The sequence below is a fragment of the Pseudomonas sp. B21-053 genome (assembly GCF_026016365.1).
Classification (GTDB): Bacteria; Pseudomonadota; Gammaproteobacteria; order Pseudomonadales; family Pseudomonadaceae; genus Aquipseudomonas; species Aquipseudomonas nunensis.
In genome coordinates this window covers 5,323,638-5,341,680 of sequence record NZ_CP087205.1, presented here as the reverse complement: position 1 = coordinate 5,341,680, position 18,043 = coordinate 5,323,638, and the positions used below count along the sequence as shown (strand labels likewise).

At 60.8% G+C, this 18,043-nt stretch carries 18 protein-coding genes; 9 read left to right on the top strand and 9 right to left on the bottom strand.

Translation table 11 applies throughout. From position 1 onward, the window contains the following. Positions 1–18: 18 nt before the first annotated feature. Both LOY68_RS23815 and LOY68_RS23810 read right to left on the bottom strand, forming a co-directional pair. The gene (locus LOY68_RS23815; RefSeq protein WP_054054846.1) at positions 19–513 is read right to left on the bottom strand and encodes a SprT family zinc-dependent metalloprotease; all 495 of its coding nucleotides are present in this window, start codon (positions 511–513) and stop codon (positions 19–21) included. 140 nt (positions 514–653) lie between these two features. After that, positions 654–1,256, bottom strand: coding sequence for a Yip1 family protein (locus tag LOY68_RS23810; RefSeq protein ID WP_054613819.1), 603 nt, complete (start codon positions 1,254–1,256; stop codon positions 654–656). 372 nt (positions 1,257–1,628) lie between these two features. Here LOY68_RS23810 and ttcA point away from each other — a divergent pair, with 372 nt between their 5' ends. Together ttcA and LOY68_RS23800 are read left to right on the top strand one after the other, a co-directional pair. Continuing rightward, complete coding sequence (gene ttcA / locus LOY68_RS23805; protein WP_265040357.1) at positions 1,629–2,453, top strand: tRNA 2-thiocytidine(32) synthetase TtcA; 825 nt, start codon at positions 1,629–1,631, stop codon at positions 2,451–2,453. Positions 2,454–2,582: 129 nt separating this feature from the next. Then, positions 2,583–3,257, top strand: coding sequence for a DNA-3-methyladenine glycosylase I (locus LOY68_RS23800; protein ID WP_054054851.1), 675 nt, complete (start codon positions 2,583–2,585; stop codon positions 3,255–3,257). 117 nt (positions 3,258–3,374) lie between these two features. Here LOY68_RS23800 and LOY68_RS23795 read toward each other — a convergent pair whose 3' ends face one another. Genes LOY68_RS23795 through arsC form a run of 3 tightly spaced genes read right to left on the bottom strand, consistent with a single transcriptional unit; the run spans position 3,375 to position 4,748 of the window. Beyond that, positions 3,375–3,800: a DUF2069 domain-containing protein gene (locus tag LOY68_RS23795; RefSeq protein WP_054613821.1), complete on the bottom strand. Its 426-nt coding sequence runs from the start codon at positions 3,798–3,800 to the stop codon at positions 3,375–3,377. Between the two features lies 1 nt (position 3,801). Next, a complete protein-coding gene (gene wrbA, locus LOY68_RS23790) occupies positions 3,802–4,398 on the bottom strand; it encodes an NAD(P)H:quinone oxidoreductase (protein WP_265040354.1) in 597 nt (198 codons plus the stop codon). Next, the gene (gene arsC, locus LOY68_RS23785; RefSeq protein WP_054054857.1) at positions 4,395–4,748 is read right to left on the bottom strand and encodes an arsenate reductase (glutaredoxin); all 354 of its coding nucleotides are present in this window, start codon (positions 4,746–4,748) and stop codon (positions 4,395–4,397) included. Before arsC ends, wrbA begins: the two co-directional genes overlap by 4 nt. Positions 4,749–4,862: 114 nt before the next feature. Between arsC and LOY68_RS23780 the strand changes: the two genes are divergently transcribed. Beyond that, positions 4,863–5,330 (top strand): TlpA disulfide reductase family protein, encoded by a 468-nt coding sequence (locus tag LOY68_RS23780; RefSeq protein WP_054054859.1) that lies wholly within the window; start codon positions 4,863–4,865, stop codon positions 5,328–5,330. 171 nt (positions 5,331–5,501) lie between these two features. Here the strand turns inward: LOY68_RS23780 and LOY68_RS23775 are convergent, their stop codons facing one another. Together LOY68_RS23775 and LOY68_RS23770 are read right to left on the bottom strand one after the other, a co-directional pair. Continuing rightward, positions 5,502–5,906, bottom strand: a complete 405-nt coding sequence (locus LOY68_RS23775) for an META domain-containing protein (protein WP_054054860.1) — start codon at positions 5,904–5,906, stop codon at positions 5,502–5,504. Continuing rightward, the gene (locus tag LOY68_RS23770; RefSeq protein ID WP_054054862.1) at positions 5,906–6,340 is read right to left on the bottom strand and encodes a hypothetical protein; all 435 of its coding nucleotides are present in this window, start codon (positions 6,338–6,340) and stop codon (positions 5,906–5,908) included. Before LOY68_RS23770 ends, LOY68_RS23775 begins: the two co-directional genes overlap by 1 nt. 134 nt (positions 6,341–6,474) lie before the next feature. Between LOY68_RS23770 and LOY68_RS23765 the strand changes: the two genes are divergently transcribed. Further along, positions 6,475–6,927 (top strand): hypothetical protein, encoded by a 453-nt coding sequence (locus LOY68_RS23765; protein ID WP_265040352.1) that lies wholly within the window; start codon positions 6,475–6,477, stop codon positions 6,925–6,927. A gap of 6 nt (positions 6,928–6,933) precedes the next feature. Here the strand turns inward: LOY68_RS23765 and LOY68_RS23760 are convergent, their stop codons facing one another. Together LOY68_RS23760 and LOY68_RS23755 are read right to left on the bottom strand one after the other, a co-directional pair. Continuing rightward, a complete protein-coding gene (locus LOY68_RS23760; protein ID WP_265040350.1) occupies positions 6,934–7,923 on the bottom strand; it encodes a 2-hydroxyacid dehydrogenase in 990 nt (329 codons plus the stop codon). 66 nt (positions 7,924–7,989) lie between these two features. Then, positions 7,990–10,740, bottom strand: a complete 2,751-nt coding sequence (locus tag LOY68_RS23755; RefSeq protein WP_163912945.1) for a response regulator — start codon at positions 10,738–10,740, stop codon at positions 7,990–7,992. 214 nt (positions 10,741–10,954) lie between these two features. Here LOY68_RS23755 and LOY68_RS23750 point away from each other — a divergent pair, with 214 nt between their 5' ends. From LOY68_RS23750 to relA, 5 genes are all read left to right on the top strand, one after another. Beyond that, entirely contained in the window at positions 10,955–11,677 is a 723-nt protein-coding gene (locus LOY68_RS23750) for a response regulator transcription factor (protein ID WP_265040349.1), read from the top strand. Further along, the gene (locus tag LOY68_RS23745) at positions 11,664–13,094 is read left to right on the top strand and encodes a sensor histidine kinase (protein ID WP_265040347.1); all 1,431 of its coding nucleotides are present in this window, start codon (positions 11,664–11,666) and stop codon (positions 13,092–13,094) included. Before LOY68_RS23750 ends, LOY68_RS23745 begins: the two co-directional genes overlap by 14 nt. Positions 13,095–13,335: 241 nt before the next feature. After that, complete coding sequence (gene cysM, locus LOY68_RS23740) at positions 13,336–14,238, top strand: cysteine synthase CysM (RefSeq protein ID WP_054613828.1); 903 nt, start codon at positions 13,336–13,338, stop codon at positions 14,236–14,238. Further along, positions 14,238–15,590 (top strand): 23S rRNA (uracil(1939)-C(5))-methyltransferase RlmD, encoded by a 1,353-nt coding sequence (gene rlmD, locus LOY68_RS23735; protein ID WP_265040346.1) that lies wholly within the window; start codon positions 14,238–14,240, stop codon positions 15,588–15,590. Before cysM ends, rlmD begins: the two co-directional genes overlap by 1 nt. 125 nt (positions 15,591–15,715) lie before the next feature. Next, on the top strand, positions 15,716–17,959 hold the full coding sequence (gene relA, locus LOY68_RS23730; protein ID WP_054054885.1) for a GTP diphosphokinase: 2,244 nt from the start codon (positions 15,716–15,718) through the stop codon (positions 17,957–17,959). Positions 17,960–18,043: the final 84 nt, after the last annotated feature.

Below are 18,043 nucleotides of genomic sequence, written 5' to 3'. Positions count from 1 at the left end.
TGAACACCAAAGAACTGACTATTCGACCCGCATCTCCCCACTAAACACCAACGTGCTCCGGCACCGCCGGCACAAATACCGCCGCCCCTGCCGCACCAGACTGTGCCGCTGCGCCGAGAACGGGAAATCGCTGTCGGCGCACGGGCATTTGTAGATGTAGCGGGTCACGCTGCGGCGTTTGACGTCGTAGGTGTGGCAACGGTTGGGCGGCAGTTCGTACACGCCGCGCATGATCAACTGCCACTCTTCGCCGTGGGGCTGGATGCTGTCGCCGAACAGTTGATGGGCGATCAGGTGCGCGACTTCGTGGGCCACGGTCTGCTTGAGGAAGTCTTCGGTGTTTTCCCGGTACAGCTGCGGGTTGAAGCGCAGCAGGTTCTCGTGCAAATGCGCGACACCGGCTTTTTGCCCGCGCAGCTTGAGGCTCACCACGGGGCGTTTGAAAGGTCGTTTGAAAAAGGATTCAGCTTGTTGGAAACAGTCTTCGACGCGGGTATTGAGTTGCTCGGGCATGCTTGATGGATCTCCAGAGATGTCGAGTATGCCGCAACCCCTGGGACTTGCGAATCAGTGAGGCGCCGAATGGTCGTCGCCGCACATTAGAAGGCCGCCTTGCGGCGGCCTGTGTTGGCAGATCTTGTTCTGTGAAAAAACTAGTTCGTATAGACCGGCCCCACGCCGAGTCCCCAGACAATAACGGTAAACGCCATGATCGCCACCAGCACCACCAGCCCGACGGCGAGCACCGAACTTGAAAACAGGAATCCCTCGTCAGATGGAATGTTCATGAAGGTCGGTAACCCCACATACAGCAGGTACACCGTGTAGCAGATCGCGGCGGTGCCAACGATCATCCCCAGCCACATATGTGGATACAACGCCGCCAGGCCGCCCACGAACAGCGGTGTCGCGGTGTAAGTGGCAAATGCGACGCAACGGGCCAGGCTCGGGTTTGCGTCATAAGTACGGGCCATCCAGTGGATGAATGCGCCCATCACGGCCACGCCGCCAAGCATCGCCACGTACGACATGATCGTCATCCATAGCGCGCTTTCTGTGGTCAGCATCACCGGCGCCCGACTGCCGATGACCCAGCCGACCTGGGTGGTGCCGATAAACGCGGACACAGCCGGGATCGCCGCCAGGATCAGCGTGTGGGTGAGGTACATGTGGCTGATGCTTTCCTCCTGGTCGCCACGGATTTCTTTCCATTCCTGGTCGGGGTGGGTGAAGAGCCCCACTACGTGATGGATCATGCCAGTCACTCCTCTTGTTATTACCATCGCCCCCCAGCGGAGCGCCTACGGGCCAAAGTGGCCAAGTAAGTAAAGGTCTGGATATGTGTGCGACCTTATGTCGCAGTATAGAAAGGTCTTAACGGCGCAGGTTGCAGGGCGTTAGAGCAAATCGCGCTGTAAACAACCCTGCTAATCGCGTGCGGGTCTGTCACCACAATCCACTGTGGGAGCGAGCCTGCTCGCGAATGCGGTGTTTCAGGCAATGTTGTGTCGACTGATCCACCGCATTCGCGAGCAAGCCCGCTCCCACAGGGAAATTGTGGCCCCTTCGCCGGTGAAGTTTTTTTGCGTAAAATGCCGGCCTTTCGTCACACCTCACGGATTCGCGTCATGGGCACTCTCACGGTCAACCAGAACAAACTGCAAAAGCGCCTTCGCCGCCAGGCCGGTGAGGCTGTTGCCGATTTCAACATGATTGAAGACGGCGACAAGGTCATGGTCTGCCTGTCCGGTGGCAAGGACAGTTACACCCTGCTCGACGTGCTGATGCACTTTCAGAAGGTCGCCCCGATCAAGTTCGATATCGTGGCCGTGAACATGGACCAGAAGCAGCCGGGTTTCCCCGAGCACGTACTGCCGGCGTACCTGAAAGCACTGGGCGTCGAGTACCACATCGTCGAGAAAGACACTTACTCAGTGGTCAAGGAATTGATCCCGGAAGGCAAGACCACCTGCTCGCTGTGCTCGCGCCTGCGGCGTGGCACGCTGTACACCTTCGCCGATGAAATTGGCGCGACCAAGATGGCCCTCGGTCATCACCGCGATGACATCGTCGAGACGTTTTTCCTCAACATGTTCTTCAATGGCACGCTCAAGGCCATGCCGCCGAAACTGCGCGCTGATGACGGGCGTAACGTGGTGATCCGCCCGTTGGCCTACTGCAACGAAAAAGACATCCAGGCCTACTCGGACTTCAAGCAATTCCCGATCATCCCGTGCAACCTCTGCGGCTCCCAGGAAAACCTGCAACGCCAGGTGGTCAAGGACATGCTGCAAGAGTGGGAGCGCAAGACCCCGGGCCGAACCGAAAGCATTTTCCGCAGTCTGCAAAATGTGCAGCCATCGCAACTGGCGGACCGCAACCTGTTTGACTTCGCCAGTTTGAAGATCGACGAAACCGCGGCCTCGCGCTTCGTCAACGTCGTCAATCTCTGAACACCCCCCTGTGGGAGCGAGCCTGCTCGCGAAAGCGGACTGTCAATCGCCATCTCTGGTGACTGAGACACCGCTTTCGCGAGCAGGCTCGCTCCCACAGGTTATGTATTTCAATCCTCAGGAGAGGGCATGCGCGATTACAAGTGGCTACACGAGTACTGTCTGAACCGTTTCGGTTCGGCGGCTGAACTGGAAGCCCATCTGCCGGTTCCCAAGACCCCGGCACAATTGCGCAAGATCAGCGATGACCGTTACCTCTCGACCATGGCGCTGCGGGTGTTTCGCGCCGGGCTCAAGCACAGCCTGGTGGACGCCAAGTGGCCGTCCTTCGAAGAAGTGTTCTTCAAATTCGACCCGGAAAAAGTTGTGCTGATGAGCGCCGAACACCTCGAGCGCCTGATGCAGGACGCACGGATCATCCGCCACCTGGGCAAGCTCAAGAGCGTGCCGCGCAATGCGCAGTTCATTCTGGATGTGGCCCATGAAAAGGGCAGCTTTGGCGAACTGATCGCCGAGTGGCCGGTGACCGACATCGTCGGTTTGTGGACCTTCCTGAAAAAGCGCGGTCATCAACTAGGCGGGCTGTCGGCGCCGCGCTTCCTGCGCATGGTCGGCAAGGACACATTCGTGCCGAGCTACGACGTGGTGGCTGGGTTGAATGCGCAGAAGATCGTCGACAAAGTGCCGACCAGCCAGCGAGACCTGGCGTTGGTGCAGGATGTGTTCAACCAGTGGCATGAACAGAGTGGCGGGCGGGCGATGAGCCAGATTTCGATGATGCTCGCGTATACCGTCAATCATTGAAACCGAGCCGCGCCCTTCGCGAGCAAGCCCGCTCCCACAGGGGATCTGTGGTGTTCACGAATAATGTGTCCACTGAAGACCCAATGTAGGAGCGAGCCTGCTCGCGAAGGCGGTTTATCAGGCGACCGAAATCTCGCCTTCACCCGCCAACTTGCGATTCAACTGAAACCGCCACCGCACATACAGCAGCGCCGAGCAGAACACCGCCAGGCTCGCGCCCATTTCCAGCAACCCGAACAGCTGCCGGTTCGGGTCATACGCGGCCAGCGCGCCCTTGATGAAATACAAATTCACCACAAAACACATCCACGAATGCCCGCGCGCGCTGCCGACAATCATCCCCGGCGCGAGCAACAGCAGCGGCACCAGTTCGATCAGCAAAATCACCCACGGTCGTGCGCCATGCAGGTCGGCGACCAGCAGGTAGTAGGCGCACAGCAACCCCACCAAGCCGAAATAGCACAACAGGCTGACCGCTCGCATTGCCTTGACGCGCGGTTCGAGCCATTCGATCGAAGGCAGAATCTTCGGCTTCTTCGCCATATCAGCCCTCCAGCTTCTGCGCGGTCTTGCCCAGGCGCAGACCCAAGGCCCGGCACAGCGCGACTTCATGCTCATTCAAACCCTGTTTGCCATCCGCCCCGGCGTGATGGCTGGCGCCGTATGGCGTGCCGCCGCCACGGGTTTCCAGCAATGCCGACTCGCTGTAAGGCAGGCCGGTGATCAGCATGCCGTGGTGCAGCAACGGCAACATCATCGACAGCAGGGTGGTTTCCTGACCGCCGTGCAGGCTAGCGGTGGAGGTAAACACGCCGGCCGGTTTGCCGACGAGGGCGCCGGTCAGCCACAGGTTGCTGGTGCCGTCGAGGAAGTACTTGAGCGGCGCCGCCATGTTGCCGAAGCGAGTCGGGCTGCCGAGGGCCAGGCCTGAACAGTTCTTCAGGTCGTCGAGACTGGCGTACAACGCGCCTTCGTCCGGGATGTCCGGCGACACCGCTTCGCACTCGGTGGAGATCGCCGGCACGGTGCGCAAACGCGCTTCCATTCCCGACTGCTCGACACCCCGGGCAATCTGCCGGGCCATTTCATTGGTTGAGCCGCTGCGGCTGTAATACAGAACCAGAATGTACGGCGCGCTCACGGCAACAGCTCCAGCACTTTCTCCGGCGGACGGCCGATGACGGCTTTATCGCCGACTTCGAGGATAGGCCGCTCCATGAGTTTCGGGTGCGCCGCGATGGCCGCGATCAATTGCGCCTCGCTGAGAGTGGCGTCGGCCAGGTTGAGGGTTTTGTATTCGTCCTCACCGGTGCGCAGCAATTGCCGGGCATTGATGCCGAGCTTTTTCAGCAGGCCCTGGAGTTGCGCGGCGTCCAGTGGCGTTTCGAGGTAGCGGACCACGGTCGGGGTCAGGCCACGGGCTTCGAGCAGTTCGAGCGCACCGCGGGATTTCGAGCAGCGCGGGTTGTGATAAAGCGTCAGATCGGTCATGTGCGGGTCGCATCTTGCGTAAGGTGACGGCTATTCTAACTGTGCAGCGCCCAATCCAGAACCTCGGGAGGCGATGGGTCGCAGGCGCATTCAATTTTGAACAAGGAACATGACATGACAAGGCGATTGGCGGCGGCATTGGCGATCATCGGGGCGCTGATGCTGGGGGGCTGCGGCAACGACTATGGCATCGATCAGGATGGCCACAAAGTGGCGGCCGGGCGTCTCGATAAACAGTGGGTCGTGCTGAATTACTGGGCTGAGTGGTGCGGCCCGTGCCGAACGGAGATCCCGCAGTTGAATACCCTGGCCGAAGAACTCAAGGCCAAGAAGATCGGAGTGTTCGGGGTCAACTTCGACAATGTGCAGGGTGAAGAGCTGAAGAGCGCCAGCGAGAAACTGGGGATCAAGTTCACCGTGCTGGCGCAGGACCCTGCCGAGTTGTTTGATTTGCCGCGCAGTGAAGCGTTACCGGTGACCTACATCATCGATAACAAGGGCAAAGTGCGGGAGCAGTTGATGGGCGAGCAGACAGCGGCGGGGGTGATGGCGAAGCTGGAAGAGTTGAAAGCCACGAATTGAGCAGATACACGATCTGTAGCAACTGGCGAAGCCTGCGTTCGGCTGCGAAGCAGTCGTGAAGTCAGCGCATGCGGTCTTACAGAAAGACCGCGAGCTCAGGGATTACGACTGCTGCGCAGCCGAACGCAGGCTCGTACCTCGGCAGCTGCTACAAGGGCTGCGGCGCGTCAATCAACCCTCTTCAAGCCACCAACGCAACGGCTTGCCTTCGGCCGGCCAGAAACGCATCTGGTCGATCGGGGAGATGTCCCAGCGCTGGACGTTTTCCAGGGCTTGCAGGAAACGCTTTTCCTGCTCCATCAACGCCGGCGCGCAGAGTTTGCGGGTGCTGCCGACTTTGCCGAAGGTCAGCTTGTCGCCGTCCAGGGTGTACGGCGCGAACCAATGGTTGCAGCCGCCATTGCCGTAGGCCCGACCGTCGTCACCGAGGGTGATGGTCAGGTGGCTGTAATCCATCAATGGCCGTTCGCCGATCCATTCCAGAATGTAGCTGCGGTTCTGTTGCAGTTGAACCGGTTCGGCGGCGCAGCCCATCAGACTGGCGCCAACCATGGCCGCCAGAGCAAGGTGTTTCATCACGCAGGCTCCTGGCATTTCGGGCACAGGTGTTTCTCGCCGGCGGTGGTCCAGCCCAGCTCGGCAATCCGCGCGGTGGCGGCAGGCTTTTCGGCCTTGTTGCCCAGCTTGGCGTCGACCGCGAACTCGAAGCTCAGTTCTTTGGCGCAGCTGTCGCAGTTGACCTTCCAGGTGTGGATCGCCAGTTCGCCGAACACCGGACCACTGGCCACCGCGACCCATTGGCCGGGCGGGTTGATCAGGTGGCGAACGGTTTCGACGGTCAGGCGCATGGACAAGTCCTTGCTGCCTTTGAGGGTGACCACCAGAACGTCATTATTGCGAATCGAGCCGCCGTTGCCGGTGACTTGATAACGCCCCGGCACCAGGGCGCGGCATTCAGTCAGGGTGTGCTGCGGGTTCATCAGGCTGTAGCGGAAATCGTGTTCGACCATGGGTCCTCCAAATATGCGCGGTATGCTAGCACGGGCATCAACGCAGCATGGCGCGGGCTTGTGACCTTCGATCAGGTTCAAATCATCCACCCACTCATGGCACACTGCCGCTTTTACACCTCTAAGGAATGGAAATGGCCTTGACCGAATGTTTTGAATGCAAACAGAGCATCAGCTCTGAAGTGATTTCGTGCATTCACTGCGGCGCGCCGGTCGCGGCAAGGCGAGCGACTTCCTCCCAGGCTGCACCGATCTCCTTCGGGCACCGGCCGCGGGATGAACAGGTGCCTGAAGTTTCGACCGTCGATCCCGAGCCACAACCGCAAGTCGAGCCAATCCCCGAAACTCCGGCTGCGCCCGTTTCCCGGCACCGACGCCGGGGTGTGCCGGTGAATGTGCCGGCGACCGATGCGTGGGCAGACACGGCGCGTCCAGTGGAAGGTTGGCTGAAAATCATGGCATTTTTACTGCCACCGTTTTTCGTCTGGTTTCTGCTGCGTCCCGGACATTCCCTGCAACAGCGCCTGATCGGTTTCGGCTGGCTGGCGCTGTTGATCCTGGCGTCCTCGATCAGCCCTAAACCCTGAGGTTGATCAGCCTTCGACCTGATTCTGCGGCGCACCGGCCGCCCACGCTGCGATGTTCTGCAACGTAGTCCCGGCAATCGCGCCGAGGGCTTCACGGGTCAGGAAGGCCTGGTGCGCGGTGATGATCACGTTGGGGAAAGTCAGCAGCCGCGCCAGCACATCGTCTTGCAGCGGCAGGTCCGAGCGATCCTCGAAAAACAGCTGCGCCTCTTCTTCATACACATCCAGACCCAGATAGCCCAATTGGCCGTCCTTCAATGCGTCGATCAGCGCCGGAGTGTCGACCAGGCCACCGCGCCCGGTGTTGATCAGCATCGCCCCCGGTTGCATGTGCGCCAGTGACTGACGGTTGATCAGGTGTTTGCTCTGCTCGTTGAGTGGGCAATGCAGGCTGATGATCTGCGACTCGGCCAGCAGCTGCGGCAAACTCAAATAGCGCGCACCGAGGGCTTCGACCTGGGGATTGGGGTAGGGGTCGTAGGCCAATAGCTTGCAGCCAAAGCCGTTCATGATTTTTGCGAAGGTCGCGCCGATCTGCCCGGTGCCGACCACGCCGACGGTCTTGCCCACCAGATCGAAACCGGTCAGCCCATGCAGGCTGAAATCCCCTTCGCGGGTGCGGTTGTAGGCGCGGTGCAAGCGCCGGTTCAACGCGAGGATCAGCGCCACTGCGTGTTCGGCCACGGCGTGGGGCGAGTAGGCCGGCACGCGTACGATGGACAGGCCCAGGCGTTTCGCCGCGATCTGGTCGACATGGTTGTAACCGGCCGAGCGCAGGGCAATCAGGCGCGTGCCGCCGGCGGCCAAGTGTTCGAGCACCGGCGCGCTGAGGTCGTCATTGATGAAGGCGCACACCACTTCGTGATGCTCGGCCAGTGTCACGGTGTCGAGGCTCAGGCGCGCCGCTTGAAACTGCAACTCGATGTCGGCGGGCAAGTCGGCGGCGAGAAAGCTCTCGCGGTCGTAGGTCTGGCTGCTGAAAAGAATCGTGCGCATCATCCTGTTCTCCTTGAAGAGCCTTTGTATTGTGGCGCTTGGGGCGACGGATGTTATTGCTCTGGGTCAGGCACTGATACGTGCCTGAGCGGCCAGGCGATTGATCGAGCGTTCCAGTTCTTCGAGGGCCGCCGCGGCTTTCGGGTCCTGTTGCTTGAGCAGGGTTTCACTGCGCTGGCAGGCTGCGCGCAGTTGCGGAACACCGCAATAACGCGTGGCCCCGTGCAGGCGATGGACCCGTTCGATCAGGGCATTCTGGTCGTTGGCTTCCCGGGCAACGCGAATCGCCTCGCGGTCGGCTTCCAGCGAGGCCAACAGCATCGCCAGCATGTCCGCCGCCAGATCGGCTTTGCCCGCGGCCAGACGCAAACCTTCTTCGTGATCGAGCACCAGCAAATCGCTGCCGCCATGGCTTTCGCTGGAGCGCTCCGGCACCTGATTGCGCAGGGCCAGGCCGGTCCACTTCAACACCACTTGGGCCAGTTGCCGTTCGCTGATGGGTTTGGTCAGGTAGTCGTCCATGCCGCTTTGCAGCAGCGCGCGTTTTTCGTTGGCCATCGCGTGGGCGGTCAGGGCCACGATCGGCAGCGGCGTGCAATGCCGCTCACTTTCCCACTGGCGAATCGCTTCGGTGCTTTGACGCCCGTCCATGCCGGGCATTTGCACGTCCATCAGCACCAGGTCGAAGGTTTCGTTCTGCACTGCTTTGACGGCGGCGTAACCGCTTTCCACCGCGAGGACTTTGGCGCCCATGTCTTCGAGCAGGGTTTGCACCAGCAACAGATTGGCCGGGTTGTCGTCGACGCAAAGCACTTTCGGCGCACGGCTCGACACCGGTTCGCCGGGTTCGCTGCGCTGCTGGCGCGGGTTGACCAGATCGGACAAGGCCCGGCGCAATTTGCGCGTGCAGGCCGGTTTGGCTTGCAGCTGACTGTGCGGATTAGGCACCGAGAGATGGAACAGTGTCTGCTCGGTGGTCGGGCACAACACCAGGACTTTGCAGCCCAGGTGTTCGAGGTCCCAGATGTGCTGGTTGAGACGTTCCGGCGGCATGTCGTTGCTGGTGATGCCAAGCACCGCCAGATCGATTGCCTGCTCGGTTTGGTGAGCACCCGTGACCCCATTGGTCAGGCTTTCCAGGGTGTTGAACGGCGTGACTTCCAGACCGCAATCTTCCAGTTGATGCTGCAACGCCTGACGCGCCAGTTCGTGATTCTCCAGCACCGCCACCCGACGGCCCAGCAACGGCGGGCCGGGCAGGTCCTCGGCGTCGTCGCGGGTTTTCGGCAGGCTCAGGCTGATCCAGAATTCCGAACCTTCCCCCGGCGTGCTGTCGACGCCAATCTCACCGCCCATCTGCTCGATCAAACGCTTGGAAATCACCAGCCCCAGACCGGTGCCGCCGGGTTGGCGCGACAGCGAGTTATCCGCCTGGCTGAAGGCCTGGAACAGAGCGCGCACGTCCTGGCTCGACAAACCGATGCCGGTGTCCTGAATGCTGATGCGCAGTTGCACGCTGTCTTCGTGCTCTTCTTCGAGCATGGCCCGGGCGACGATAGTGCCCTCGCGGGTGAACTTGATCGCGTTGCTCACGAGGTTAGTGAGGATTTGCTTGAGTCGCAGCGGATCGCCGACCAGCGACAGCGGTGTATCGCGATAGACCAGACTCACCAGTTCCAGCTGTTTGGCGTGGGCGGCCGGGGCGAGGATGGTCAGGGTGTCCTGCAACAAGTCGCGCAGGTTGAATGGAATGTTGTCGAGCACCAGTTTGCCGGCCTCGATTTTCGAGAAGTCGAGGATCTCGTTGATGATCCCCAACAGGCTGTCGGCGGATTTTTCGATGGTGCCCAGGTAGTCGAGCTGGCGCGGGGTCAGCTCGCTTTTTTGCAGCAGATGGGTGAAGCCGAGGATGCCGTTGAGCGGCGTGCGGATTTCATGGCTCATGTTGGCCAGGAATTCGGACTTGATCCGGCTCGCTTCCAGGGCTTCCTTGCGTGCCAGGTCCAGCTCGATGTTCTGGATCTCGATGGTTTCGAGGTTCTGGCGCACGTCTTCGGTGGCTTGATCGACGCTGTGTTGCAATTCTTCCTGGGCGTTCTGCAACGTACCGGCCATGCGGTTGATGCCGGACGCCAGCTCATCCAGTTCCTGACTGCCGAGGGGCGGCAGGCGGGTTTCCAGATGACCGTCCTTGAGTTGCGCCACCGCCAGTTTGATCTGGCTGATCGGCCGATTGATCGTGCGGCCCATGCGCAACGCCAGCAGCGCCGCGCCGGCGAGGCCCGCGAAAATCAGCAGCAGGCTGGCGAACAGGCTGCGGTAACCGCGCAGCAGCATGCCGTTGTGGGACAGTTCGATTTCGACCCAGCCGAGCAGGCGGTCGGCTTCATCGGGAATCAGGTCACCGGCCATGTTGCGATGCTTGCCGAATACCGGCAGCAAGTAGCGAGTCGCGTCATTGCCGCTGCGCCGCAGCATCTGCGAGCTGTTGCCGATCGGCGCCGCATTGAGCATGGTCGGGCCGGCGTGCGCCAGGGGAGTGCGGTCGGGGGCGAGGAAGGTCACGGCGCGCACGTCGGTCTGTTCCAGCGACTGGGTGGCGATGCGCTCCAGCAGTTCGGTGTTCTTGTGGCCCATGGCCGGGGCCACCAGCGGTGCGAGCTGTTCGGCGATCATTTCGCCGCGCTGCATGAGTTGGGCTTGCAGGTCCGATTGCTGCATCCAGGTGAAATAGCCGCCCAGGACCAACGCCATCAGGCTGGTCGGAAGCAAGGTCAGCAACAGCACGCGGCCTTTAATTCCCAGTTTCTTGAGCACGCATTTCTCCTGCATCCCGCTATTTATTGGACCCGCGCGTGCATCCGGCACGCACCACTTGCGCAGTGTAGCGATTTGCTTGCGGGCAATCTTCGTAAATTGATGTCGTCATTCGTCGGCTGGATGGCAGGTTTTGCCTGACGGGCAAACCTTGGGTTGCCCCTGGCGAGGCAATCTTGAATAATCGCCAACTGAGAATTATTTGCAGATAGTCATGACTCCCATCACTGCTGGCCATCCTCGTATCCTGTCTATAGAAGACGACCTCGTGCTCGGTGCTTATGTTCACGAACACCTGGGGCGCTGCGGCTTTCAGGTGACCTGGTGCCAGAACGGCCAGGAAGGCCTCGACATTGCCCGTGGGCAAACCTTTGATGTGGTGCTGATGGATATTCTGCTGCCGGGTCTGGACGGGCTGAATGTCCTGACTCAACTGCGCCAGAGCCATGCGACCCCGGTGGTGCTGATGTCGGCGCTGGGTGCCGAGGCGGATCGCATCAGCGGTTTTCGCCTGGGCGCCGACGATTACCTGCCCAAGCCGTTCAGCATGGCCGAGTTGCGGGTGCGCATCGAAGCCATTCTTCGGCGGGTAGCGTTTGATCGGCGGCCAGAACCCTTCGCGGTGGTGAGCCCGGTGCATAGCCTGCTGTTCGACGATGACCAGTGCGAAGTCTTCTATCGCGAGCAAGCCGCCGGCCTGACCCGCAGCGAGTATCGCTTGCTGGAAACCCTCAATCGCAATAACGACGAAGTGCTGAGCAAGGCTTTCCTTTATCAGCAGGTGTTGCAGCGCGGGTACGCGGCCCATGATCGCAGCCTCGACATGCACATCAGTCAGATCCGCCGCAAGCTCAAGGCCATCGGCTACACCGAGCGGGAAGTGCGCACGGTGTGGGGCAAGGGTTACGTCTTGAGTGCCGTCGATGAAATGGTCTGACCTGCCGGGCCGGCACTCGCTGTTCTGGAAACTGGCCTGCCTTTTGGTGGCGTTCTGTTTGTTGATGATCTGGCTGAGCTGGTCTTGGGGCCGTTACATGGAACAGAAAAACCTGTTCCTGTCCGACGAAGCTCGGGGCACCTTGACGCTTTACGCCGCCGAAGCGGAACAGGCGTGGAATGAGGGCAAGAATGCCGGCGTCGATGCCTGGCTGCAGCGAGTCGGCCGGCGCGAGACCACCTGGGTCGGTGTGATTGGCGGCGACTTGCAGTCCTTGAGCAGCTATCCGCTGGTGGACAAGGAAATCCAGCGCCTGACCTTTCTGCGTGGCCTCGATTGGCCCACCAGTCGCCATACTCAAGGCTTGCCTTGGCTACGCGTGCCATTTCCCAAGGATCCGGGCGCCGGCAGCCTGGTGATCGAACTGCCACAACGTTTCATGCCCGGGCAATACCGGGTGTTCTGGCGAGTCATCACCAACGGCGTGATTCCCGGTCTCTTCACTTTACTGCTGTGCGTCGGTTTATACCGCTTGCTGGTAGTGCCGTTGAACAGTCTGCGCGAACAGGCCAATGCCTGGCGCGCCGACCAATTGAATGTGCGCCTGTCGAGCCACACCACCAATCGTGCGGATGAACTCGGCGAACTCGGCCGGGCTTTCGATCACATGTCCGAGCGCCTGCAAAGCACCGTGGCGCTGCAGCAACAACTGCTGCGCGACCTGTCCCACGAACTGCGCACGCCGTTGAGCCGTTTGCGGGTGGCCAGCGAAAGTGAGCAGGACGTGGTGCAATTGCGCGAGCGCATTGGTCGCGAAGTCGATGGCATGCAGCGTCTGGTGGAAGACACCCTGCAACTGGCCTGGCTCGACACCGAACGCTCGCGACTGCCCGACGAATCGATCCAGGTCCAGGCGCTGTGGGACATGCTTACGGAAAACGCCTGCTATGAAAGTGGCTGGCCGGCGAGTCAATTGCACTGCGCCGTGGATTCCTCCTGCTGGGTGCGCGGTCATCTGAATACCTTGGCCCAGGCGCTGGAAAACATTGTGCGCAATGCCATTCGGCATTCACCTGACGGTGGAATTGTCAGCCTCGCCGGACGTCGTGATGGTGAATATTGGCATCTATGGCTGGAGGACCAGGGCGGCGGGGTGGCTGAAACCGACCTCGAACGGATCTTCTCGCCGTTCATTCGACTCGACGGTTCACGGCCGGGAAATGGCGGATTCGGATTGGGATTGAGCATTGCCCGCAATGCAGTACAGCGTCAGGGCGGGGCGCTGTGGGCGGAAAACACCGTGACGGGGTTGCGACTGAATATGCGGTTGATGGCGGATGAGTGTGGCGCGAGTGACGACGCCTTCGCGAGCAAGCCCGCTCCCACAGTGGACCTGAGCCGCCCCCAAATTGTGTGATCACCACCGAACCCTGTGGGAGCGAGCCTGCTCGCGAAGAGGCCCTCCCATCCGCTAAAAAAAAGTATCAGCACTGCCGACGCAATTGCTCTGAACCTATTGTGCTGTTAGAGCGCCGCTTCCAATGCCATCAATCCGCCCCTTATTCCCATAAGCCATAAGCACCACACTTTGCGTGATATGGCCTGTCAACGTTTGCCGGTATGATAGGCGCCCCCGCAGTCTGGATTGCGAATACGCCATGACCTTGCAGTACCCAACCATCGCCGATTGCGTCGGCAACACTCCGCTGGTTCGTTTGCAGCGCCTGCCTGGCGCCACCAGCAACACCCTTTTGCTCAAGCTCGAAGGGAATAACCCGGCGGGTTCGGTCAAGGACCGTCCGGCGCTGTCGATGATTACCCGCGCCGAGTTGCGTGGGCAGATTCACGCCGGCGATACGCTGATTGAAGCGACGTCGGGTAACACCGGGATTGCGCTGGCCATGGCCGCCGCGATCAAGGGTTACAAGATGATCCTGATCATGCCGGACAACTCCAGTGCCGAACGTAAGGCCGCCATGACTGCTTATGGCGCCGAACTGATCCTGGTCACCCAGGAAGAAGGCATGGAAGGCGCCCGCGACCTCGCTCAGCGAATGGAAGCCGAAGGCCGTGGCAAGGTGCTGGATCAGTTCGCCAACGGGGACAATCCCGAAGCGCACTACACCACCACCGGCCCGGAAATCTGGCGTCAGACCGAGGGCACCATCACTCACTTCGTCAGTTCGATGGGCACCACCGGGACCATCATGGGCGTGTCGCGCTACTTGAAAGAGCAGAGCGACAACGTGCAGATCATCGGCCTGCAACCGATGGAAGGCTCGGCGATTCCGGGTATCCGTCGCTGGCCGCAAGAGTACCTGCCGAAGATTTACCAGGCCGATCGTGTCGACCGCATCGTCGACATGGCCCAGAGCGAAGCCGAAGACGTGACCCGTCGTCTGGCCCGCGAAGAAGGGATCTTCTGTGGCGTGTCCTCGGGCGGAGCGGTGGCAGCGATGCTGCGCCTGTCCAAAGAAGTTGAAAACGCGGTGATCGTCGCGATCATCTGCGACCGTGGCGACCGTTACTTGTCGACCGGCATTTTCGACGCGCCCAACTGATGGCCAAGCAAGAGAGAGGCCTGCGCTTCCAACCCACGGGCGGCAGCAAGGCCCCACAAATTCCGACCGGCAAAAAGCAGCGCTTGAGCATCGAGCGCCTGGCGAATGACGGTCGCGGCATCGCGTTTTTCGAAGGTCGCACCTGGTTCGTCATCGGCGCATTGGCCGGTGAAGAGATCGAGGCGCGCGTGCTCAATGCCCACGGCAAAGTGGTCGAGGCGCGCACCGAGCGGGTGTTCCAGGCCAGCGAACTGCGTCGCCCGGCACCGTGCCCGCACGCCGGTCGCTGTGGCGGTTGCAGCGTGCAGCATCTGCCTCATGTCGAACAACTCGCCCTGAAACAGCGCATGCTCGCCGAGCAATTGTCCAAGGTTGCCGGTGTCGAACCGCAAGAGTGGGCAGCGCCGTTGAGCGGTCCGGAATTCGGTTACCGCCGTCGCGCCCGGGTGGCGGTGCGCTGGGACATGAAAGCGAAAAAACTCGAAGTCGGTTTCCGCGCGGCGGGCAGTCAGGACATCGTCGCAATCACTGAATGCACGGTGCTGGTACAGCCCTTGCAACCGATCATGACCCGCTTGCCGGAAATGCTCCGTCGTTTGAGCAAACCTCAAGCACTCGGGCATGTGGAATTGTTCAGTGGCTCGTCGCTCGCAGTACTGCTGCGGCATATGGCGCCGTTGTCCGAGGCTGACCTGACGATCCTCAAGGATTTCTGTGCGTTCCATGAAGCCCAATTGTGGCTGCATGGCGACGGCGAACCGCAACCGGTCGAAGCCGATCAGACACTGGGTTATCGCCTGGAACAGTGGGGCCTGGACCTGGCGTATCGGCCGGGGGATTTCATCCAGGTCAATGCCGGGGTCAACGAAGCGATGGTTGCCCAGGCGCTGGATTGGCTCAAACCGCAAGCGGATGAACGCGTGCTGGATCTGTTCTGCGGGTTGGGCAACTTTGCCTTGCCGCTGGCCAAAGCGGTTCGCGAAGTGGTGGCGGTGGAAGGTGTGCAGGCAATGGTCGAACGGGCGGCTGCGAATGCTGCTAGCAACAATCTGCATAACACTAAGTTTTTTCAGGCCGATTTATCCCAGCCTTTGACCGAAGCCGAATGGGCGCGCGAAGGCTTTTGTGCGGTACTCTTGGACCCACCACGGGACGGTGCTTTCGAGGTGGTGCGCAAGCTGGCATCCCTAGGCGCCAAACGGTTGGTGTATGTGTCGTGCAACCCTGCAACTCTGGCGCGCGATACAGTCGAATTGATCAAGCAGGGCTACCGGTTAAAACGTGCCGGGATTCTCGATATGTTTCCTCAGACGGCACATGTCGAGGCCATGGCGTTATTTGAAGCGAGCTAGGACGGCTCGTCTGGTCCGACTGGCCGCCCGTGCAGCCGCCGCGCACCAGCCCAGCGCGGGCTCACGGGCATTGAAGGTCAGCGATTTGACGCATTGAATCTGCGTCGTAGGGAAGGTAAAGCAAGATGGTACAGGTGAGAGCACACCAGCCGATCAACACCGACGGCAGTATCAATCTCGAGGCTTGGCTCGATCACGCGGTCACTGTCGATCAGGCACTGGATCGCGAAGCCTTGAAGGAAGCCTGCGAGTTCGCTCGACAGGCCGAACAACAAGCCAATGCGGCGAAGAATCTGTGGTCCGAAGGGACCTCGAGTTTCCGCACGGGCCTTGAGATCGCCGAGATTCTCGCCGACCTCAAACTCGATCAGGATTCGTTGGTAGCCGCGATCCTGTATCGCGGCGTGCGCGAAGGCCAGATCGAATTGCCGTCGATCAGCCAGCGCTTCGGTCCGGTGGTCGCCAAACTCATCGACGGTGTGTTGCGCATGGCGGCGATCAGCGCCAGCCTGAGCCCCCGTCAATCCCTGGTGCTCGGCACTCAGGGCCAGGTGGAAAACCTGCGCAAGATGCTGGTGGCCATGGTCGACGACGTACGCGTCGCGCTGATCAAACTGGCCGAACGCACCTGCGCGATCCGTGCGGTGAAAACCGCCGACGACGAAAAGCGCAACCGCGTCGCCCGTGAAGTCTTCGACATCTACGCACCGCTGGCTCACCGTCTCGGTATCGGTCATATCAAGTGGGAACTGGAGGACTTGTCCTTCCGTTACCTTGAGCCTGACCAGTACAAACAGATCGCCAAGTTGTTGCATGAGCGACGCCTGGATCGCGAGCGCTTCATCGCCGACGTGATGAGCCAACTGAAGAATGAACTGACCGCCACCGGCGTCGATGCCGACATCAGCGGTCGGGCCAAACACATCTATTCGATCTGGCGCAAAATGCAGCGCAAGGGGCTGGAGTTCAGCCAGATCTACGACGTGCGCGCCGTTCGCGTGCTGGTGCCGGAAATGCGCGACTGCTACACCGCGCTCGGCATCGTCCACACCTTGTGGCGACACATCCCGAAAGAATTCGACGACTACATCGCCAACCCGAAAGAGAACGGCTACCGCTCGCTGCACACCGCAGTGATCGGCCCGGAAGGCAAAGTGCTGGAAGTGCAGATCCGCACCCACGCCATGCACGAAGAAGCCGAACTGGGGGTGTGCGCGCACTGGCGCTACAAGGGCACCGACGTCAAGGCCGGGTCCAACCAGTACGAAGAGAAAATTTCCTGGCTGCGTCAGGTGCTCGAGTGGCACGAAGAACTCGGCGACATCGGTGGCCTGGCGGATCAGTTGCGGGTCGATATCGAGCCGGACCGGGTCTACATCTTCACCCCCGACGGTCACGCCATCGACTTGCCGAAAGGCTCGACGCCGCTGGACTTTGCCTACCGCGTGCACACCGAGATCGGTCACAACTGCCGTGGCGCCAAGATCAACGGGCGCATCGTGCCGCTCAACTACAGCCTGCAAACCGGTGAGCAAGTCGAGATCATCACCAGCAAGCACGGCACTCCGAGCCGCGACTGGCTGAACTCGAACCTGGGTTACGTCACTACCTCGCGAGCGCGGGCGAAGATCGTTCACTGGTTCAAATTGCAGGCCCGGGACCAGAACGTCGCGGCCGGTAAAACCTTGCTCGAGCGCGAACTGGCTCGTCTCGGTTTGCCAGCGGTGGATTTCGACAAGTTGGCCGAAAAAGCCAACATGAAAACCGCCGAGGACATGTTTGCCGCCCTCGGTGCCGGCGATTTGCGCCTGGCGCAATTGGTCAACCTGGCACAGCAACTGGTCGAGCCGGAACGCGGCAACGAACAGCTGGAACTGATCCCGCGCAAAGCCACCGGCTACAAGCCAGGCAAGCGCGGCGATATCCAGATCCAGGGCGTCGGCAACCTGATGACCCAGATGGCCGGCTGCTGTCAGCCGCTGCCAGGGGACGCTATCGTCGGTTACATCACCCAGGGTCGCGGTGTGAGCATTCACCGCCAGGACTGCGCCTCGGTGCTGCAACTGGGCGGGCGCGAGCCGGAGCGGATCATCCAGGTCAGCTGGGGCCCGGTGCCGGTGCTCACCTACCCGGTGGACATCATCATCCGTGCCTACGATCGTTCCGGTCTGCTGCGTGACGTTTCGCAAGTGCTGCTCAACGAGCGGATCAACGTACTGGCGGTCAACACCCGCTCGAACAAAGAGGACAACACTGCGTTGATGTCCCTGACCATCGAGATTCCGGGGCTGGACGCGTTGGGTCGGTTGCTGGGGCGGATTTCCCAATTGCCGAACATCATCGAAACCCGGCGTAACCGTACGCCATAAGCGGTGGTCGATCTCCCTGTAGGAGCTGCCGAAGGCTGCGATCTTTTGATTTTAAAGAGCAAGATCAAAAGATCGCAGCCTTCG

Bases quoted from the DNA above. Each gene is read 5' to 3' on its own strand.
- LOY68_RS23765 (WP_265040352.1), top strand. From the start codon at position 6,475: ATGGCCTTGACCGAATGTTTTGAATGCAAACAGAGCATCAGCTCTGAA.
- LOY68_RS23810 (WP_054613819.1), bottom strand. From the start codon at position 1,256: ATGATCCATCACGTAGTGGGGCTCTTCACCCACCCCGACCAGGAATGG.
- LOY68_RS23750 (WP_265040349.1), top strand. From the start codon at position 10,955: ATGACTCCCATCACTGCTGGCCATCCTCGTATCCTGTCTATAGAAGAC.
- LOY68_RS23770 (WP_054054862.1), bottom strand. From the start codon at position 6,340: ATGGTCGAACACGATTTCCGCTACAGCCTGATGAACCCGCAGCACACC.
- LOY68_RS23760 (WP_265040350.1), bottom strand. From the start codon at position 7,923: ATGCGCACGATTCTTTTCAGCAGCCAGACCTACGACCGCGAGAGCTTT.
- relA (WP_054054885.1), top strand. From the start codon at position 15,716: ATGGTACAGGTGAGAGCACACCAGCCGATCAACACCGACGGCAGTATC.
- LOY68_RS23815 (WP_054054846.1), bottom strand. From the start codon at position 513: ATGCCCGAGCAACTCAATACCCGCGTCGAAGACTGTTTCCAACAAGCT.
- LOY68_RS23795 (WP_054613821.1), bottom strand. From the start codon at position 3,800: ATGGCGAAGAAGCCGAAGATTCTGCCTTCGATCGAATGGCTCGAACCG.
- ttcA (WP_265040357.1), top strand. From the start codon at position 1,629: ATGGGCACTCTCACGGTCAACCAGAACAAACTGCAAAAGCGCCTTCGC.
- LOY68_RS23800 (WP_054054851.1), top strand. From the start codon at position 2,583: ATGCGCGATTACAAGTGGCTACACGAGTACTGTCTGAACCGTTTCGGT.
- rlmD (WP_265040346.1), top strand. From the start codon at position 14,238: ATGGCCAAGCAAGAGAGAGGCCTGCGCTTCCAACCCACGGGCGGCAGC.
- cysM (WP_054613828.1), top strand. From the start codon at position 13,336: ATGACCTTGCAGTACCCAACCATCGCCGATTGCGTCGGCAACACTCCG.
- LOY68_RS23775 (WP_054054860.1), bottom strand. From the start codon at position 5,906: ATGAAACACCTTGCTCTGGCGGCCATGGTTGGCGCCAGTCTGATGGGC.
- LOY68_RS23780 (WP_054054859.1), top strand. From the start codon at position 4,863: ATGACAAGGCGATTGGCGGCGGCATTGGCGATCATCGGGGCGCTGATG.
- arsC (WP_054054857.1), bottom strand. From the start codon at position 4,748: ATGACCGATCTGACGCTTTATCACAACCCGCGCTGCTCGAAATCCCGC.
- LOY68_RS23745 (WP_265040347.1), top strand. From the start codon at position 11,664: ATGAAATGGTCTGACCTGCCGGGCCGGCACTCGCTGTTCTGGAAACTG.